Annotated in this window: 5 protein-coding genes; 3 read left to right on the top strand and 2 right to left on the bottom strand. The window is 40.3% G+C overall.

Annotated elements, in window-relative coordinates:
- Positions 1-257, top strand: a 257-nt coding sequence (locus DW917_RS17885; RefSeq protein WP_233524793.1) for a hypothetical protein, incomplete at its 5' end; no start/stop codon positions are given.
- Positions 258-492: 235 nt separating this feature from the next.
- On the opposite strand, the gene DW917_RS16030 is transcribed toward DW917_RS17885, so the two are convergent.
- Complete coding sequence (locus DW917_RS16030; RefSeq protein WP_118120335.1) at positions 493-912, bottom strand: hypothetical protein; 420 nt, start codon at positions 910-912, stop codon at positions 493-495.
- A 131-nt stretch (positions 913-1,043) separates the two neighbouring features.
- Between DW917_RS16030 and DW917_RS16035 the strand changes: the two genes are divergently transcribed.
- Positions 1,044-2,720, top strand: coding sequence for a glycogen/starch synthase (locus DW917_RS16035; RefSeq protein WP_118120337.1), 1,677 nt, complete (start codon positions 1,044-1,046; stop codon positions 2,718-2,720).
- 87 nt (positions 2,721-2,807) lie between these two features.
- On the top strand, positions 2,808-5,366 hold the full coding sequence (glgP, locus tag DW917_RS16040; RefSeq protein WP_118120339.1) for an alpha-glucan family phosphorylase: 2,559 nt from the start codon (positions 2,808-2,810) through the stop codon (positions 5,364-5,366).
- Here glgP and DW917_RS17890 read toward each other — a convergent pair.
- Positions 5,363-5,565 (bottom strand): hypothetical protein (locus DW917_RS17890; RefSeq protein ID WP_233524794.1); only part of this gene is annotated, 203 nt, incomplete at its 5' end. The two genes, glgP and DW917_RS17890, sit on opposite strands and share 4 nt — an antisense overlap.

A 5,565-nucleotide genomic window follows, 5' to 3' on the forward strand; every position in this document is an offset into this window, starting at 1 on the left:
GAGGCTTTTTTGTTTTTCTTCCCGCGGATCTTTTTCTTCTCAGCTGGGGTTATTTTCTACTCCGGGGGTTCTTTTACATCGGATCTTTTCTTCATCGGATTTCACGGATGAATCGGAAGGCAATCTTGCTTATCGGATTACTCACGGATTTCCGCGGATATTTGGCCGCTGGCCAATGGCTCGCGCCAGAAATGAGCTCCTATTTTTTTCACGCAGATTTCGCAGATGACGCAGATTTTTTCTCATTGATTATTTAAGTCCCACAGATTTCACGGATTTACGCAGATTTTTTCTCATTGATTATTTTGTCCCACAGATTTCACAGATTTACGCAGATTTTTTCTCATTGATTATTTAAGTCTCACAGATTTCACGGATTTCCGCAGAGTTTTTTGGTTCTTTCTTTTTTTAAATTTCTATTAATCATAATGTAATGGTCTATAATTTAAGAATTTCTGAGCGGATTAATAGTTGCTCAGAAATTCTTAAATTTTATTTTTTCATAAAAGTTAGCTTTTTGGGTATTTTTACCCACTTCCTATTGCGGGCAATTTTTATATTGCTGCCAGTAATCTGCTTTAGACTATATGTACCATCGCTTTCTAAGGTTAGGTCTGCTATAAGATCTTCACTTCCATAATCGTTGATAATGGATAGGTGAGCGGTTTTCCCCTCAATAGCAGCATTTGTTATCAACCATTTTCTGCTGTCCTTTCTGTCACCCAAAAAGCCTGCAATAGTACCGAAGATTTCTTGTCCTGGTACTTTAATATCATTCTGATAGAAGTTAATTTGTAGATAAACTTCATATTCATTATTAGACAAATAACCTTTAAAGATTGTGCTGTCTTTTTGCGCAAATGATGTCAAATATGACATGCATAACATAAGTGCTAATATTATCTTTTTCATTGTTTAGTGAATTTACTGCGACAAAGTTATTTATTTAAATCAAGAAAACGACTTTTTTTTCCAATAAAGTTTCTTTTTTGTTCGTTTTTTGCAATTATTTAGTTATCTTTGCGGTGTTTTATTGATATTTTATGGGAACGGACAAATTATTTCCAGATTATATATTTGAGTCTAGTTGGGAAGTATGTAACAAGGTAGGCGGTATTTATACTGTTTTATCAACACGCGCCAAGACTCTTACAGAAAAGTTGCAGGATCGTTTAATCTTTATAGGTCCTGATTGTTGGGGGGATAAGGTTAATCCTTATTTCTCAGAAGATACTACGCTTTATGCGGAGTGGAAAACCGAAGCACAAAAGGAAGGCTTAATAATTAAAATTGGACGTTGGAATATACCAGGAGAACCGGTAGCAATTCTTGTTGATTTTACTCCTTATTATGCAATTAAAGACCAGATTTATGGTCAGCTATGGAATGACTATCAAGTTGATAGTCTTCATGCATACGGAGATTATGACGAGGCCTCTATGTTCTCTTATGCAGCAGCATTAGTTGTTGAGAGCTTCTATAAGCATGTTATTGAAAAAGGTAAGAAGGTTATCTATCATGGAAATGAATGGATGACCGGACTCGGTGTGCTTTATATTAATAAGCATTTGCCTGAGATAGCTACTGTCTTTACCACACATGCAACAAGTATAGGAAGAAGTATTGCTGGTAATAATAAGCCGCTTTATGATTATCTTTTTGCTTATAACGGTGACCAGATGGCTGGTGAACTGAATATGCAAAGCAAGCATTCTATAGAGAAACAGACGGCAATGTTTGTTGATTGCTTTACGACTGTTAGTGATATTACTGCTACAGAATGTAAGGAATTGCTTGATAAGCCGGTGGATTTTGTATTGCCTAATGGATTTGACAATAGTTTTGTACCTAAGGCTGCTGCTTTTACCAAGAAACGTAAGGAAGCTCGCAAGCGTTTGCTCGATGTAGCAAATGCTTTAATGGGTACAGACTTAGGGGATGATACCTTGATAGTTTCAACAAGTGGCCGTTACGAGTTCCGTAATAAAGGTATTGATGTCTATATTGAAGCCATGAACCGTTTGCTTCGAGATGGTAATTTGAAGAAGAATGTTTTGGCCTTTATTGATGTCCCTGGTTGGGTAGGAGAGCCTCGACAAGATCTTCTTGAACGCTTGGAAAGTGGCAAGAAATATGATACACCTTTGGAGATACCTGAGATTACTCATTGGTTGCACAATATGAGTCATGATAATGTGTTGGGTATGTTGAAATATTTCAATATGCACAACCGCAAAGATGATAAGGTTAAGTTGATATTCTTGCCTTGTTACCTGACAGGTTATGATGGTATCATCAATAAGAGTTATTATGACATCGTGCTTGGTAATGATCTCTGTATTTACCCTTCATATTATGAGCCTTGGGGATATACTCCTCTGGAGGCTGTAGCTTTCAAGGTGCCATGTATCACGACTGATTTGGCAGGATTTGGACTTTGGGCTAATCAGGTGAAAGGAGGTTATAGCGAGATAGAAGATGGCGTAAAGGTCATCAAGCGTACAGACTACAACTATTCTGAGGTTGCTGATGCGATTAAGGATACTGTGGCCAAATATTCTGGTATGACAGATGCTCAAGTAAAGAAATGTCGCAGCAACGCGGATAAACTCTCGAAAAAAGCATTGTGGAGTCATTTTATAGAATACTATTATGAGGCTTATGATTTTGCGCTGCGTAAAGCCGAAAAACGAATGACTGATCTGACAGCGAAAAAGTAAATCATGCTGAAAGTGAAAGTAGATTAGTAAGGATAGGATAAATAAAACTTATTACTTTAAATATAACAAACTTTTATATAAAACACAATGAAAATTAAAGCTGATTATGCAAATGCTCCTCAATGGAAGGAGACAACAGTCAAGTCGAGCCTTCCTAAAGAATTGAAGTGCTTGGACGAGCTTGCTCATAACATGTGGTGGGCTTGGAATTACGAAGGTCGAGACTTGTTCAAGAGTCTTGATGAGAAATTGTACGAGCAGGTTAATGCAAACCCTGTGTTGCTTTTGGAGCGTTTGAGTTATGATCGCAAGGAAGCTATCGTGAAAGACAAGGCTATGATGGCTAAGGTGAAGAAGGTTTACAAGATGTTCCGTGATTATATGGATGTAAAACCTAACGCTAAGCGTCCATCTGTAGCTTATTTCTGTATGGAATATGGTATCAACCAAGTGGTTAAAATCTACTCTGGTGGTCTTGGTATGCTTGCTGGTGACTATTTGAAGGAGGCTTCTGATAGCAACGTGGATATGTGTGCTGTTGGTTTCCTCTACAGATATGGTTATTTCAAGCAGTCTTTGAGCATGGATGGTCAGCAGATTGCCAATTATGATGCTCAGAACTTTAATTCTCTTCCTTTGGAGCGTGTTCTGGATGAGAATGGCAACCCAGTTGTCATAGACGTACCTTATACGAACTACCAGGTTCACGCTTATGTATGGCAGATGAATGTTGGTCGTATCAAGTTGTATCTCTTGGATACTGATAATGAAATGAACTCAGAGTTTGATCGTCCTATCACTCACTCTCTCTATGGTGGTGATTGGGAGAATCGCTTGAAGCAGGAGATCTTGCTGGGTATCGGTGGTATCTTGACTTTGAAGAAACTTGGTATTAAGAAGGAGATTTATCATTGCAATGAGGGTCATGCTGCTCTCTGCAACTTGCAGCGTCTCTGCGATTACATCGAAGAGGATGGTTTGAACTTCAACCAGGCTCTTGAGTTGGTTCGCGCTTCTTCTCTCTATACAGTTCATACTCCAGTACCAGCCGGTCACGACTACTTCGACGAGGCTCTCTTCGGTAAGTATATGGGTGGCTATCCACAGCGTCTTGGTATTTCATGGGATGAGTTCATTGGCATGGGTCGTGAGAATGCAGACGATCACAACGAGCGTTTCTGTCTTTCTACTTTTGCATGCAACACTTGTCAGGATGTTAATGGTGTAAGTAAGCTCCATGGTTGGGTGAGCCAGCAGATGTTCTCTAATATCTGGAAGGGTTATTTCCCAGAGGAGAACCACGTAGGTTATGTAACCAATGGTGTTCACTTCCCAACTTGGACTGCAACAGAGTGGCGTAAACTCTATGACACATATTTTGATAAGAACTTCATGAACGACCAGAGCAACGAGGAAATTTGGCATGCAATCTACAATGTTTCAGATGCAGAAATCTGGAATACTCGTATGACATTGAAGAAGAAGCTCGTAGCTTATATCCGTGAGAAGTTCACACAGACATGGTTGAAGAATCAGGGTGATCCTGCTCGTGTAGTATCTTTGCTCGAGCGTATCAATCCTAACGCTTTGGTGATTGGTTTCTGCCGTCGTTTCGCTACTTACAAGCGTGCTCACTTGCTCTTCACCGACTTGGAGCGCTTGTCTAAGATCGTTAACGATCCTGAGCATCCAGTATTGTTCTTCTTCTCTGGTAAGGCTCACCCAGCTGATGGTGCTGGTCAGGGCTTGATTAAGAGAATCTTCGAGATTAGCCAGCGTCCTGAGTTCCTTGGTAAGATTATCTTCTTGGAGGACTACGATATGACATTGGCTCGTCGCCTGGTTTCAGGTGTTGATATCTGGATGAATACCCCTACACGTCCATTGGAGGCTTCTGGTACATCTGGCGAGAAGGCTGAGATGAACGGTGTTGTTAACCTCTCTGTACTTGATGGTTGGTGGGTAGAAGGTTACCGCGAGGGTGCTGGTTGGGCTCTTCCTGAGAAGCGTACATACCAGAACCAGGGTTACCAGGATCAGCTTGATGCTGCTACTATCTATAACCTCTTGGAGAACGACATCATCCCAATGTACTACAACAAGAACAAGGAAGGCTTCAGCAAGGAGTGGATTCAGGTAGTAAAGAACTCTATCGCTACTATCGCTCCTCACTATACAATGAAGCGTCAGTTGGATGACTACTATGATAAGTTCTACAACAAGGAGGCTGCCCGCTTCAAGAAGTTGAGCGCTAACGACAATGCTTTGGCTAAGGAGATTGCACTCTGGAAGGAAAGCGTTGCTGAGCGTTGGGATGGTATCCACGTAGTATCTAAGGATGACAGCAAGTTGATGGCTGCTGAGACAGGTCAGAAGATCAAGGTTCAGTATGTTATCGATGAGCAGGGCTTGAACGATGCTGTTGGCTTGGAGCTTGTTGTATTGAAGGATCAGCCAGAGGATGGTAAGCAAATCTATGCTGTTTATCCATTCAAGATGGTTGGTCACGAGGGCAACAACTTCACATTCGAGGCTGAGATCGAACCAATCAATGCTGGTTCATTCAAGACAGGCGTTCGTATGTATCCTAAGAATGAGAAGTTGCCACATCGTCAGGACTTCTGCTACGTAAAGTGGTTGGACTAAGATAATGAAATATCATAAAATTGTTTGGTATAGCAATATATCGAAAATGTAATAATAAATCCCGCATCTTGAAAGAGATGTGGGATTTTTTGCATTCCTTCTTTTTGTTCTTTGCTTTTCACTTTTTTCTTTTTATCTTTCGGTTTATAGGAAAAGAAAAAAGAGGGTGTGTCATAAGTCTGTGACGCACCCTTTTTTT

The organism is Prevotella sp. AM42-24, from assembly GCF_003461825.1.
Classification (GTDB): domain Bacteria; phylum Bacteroidota; class Bacteroidia; order Bacteroidales; family Bacteroidaceae; genus Prevotella; species Prevotella hominis.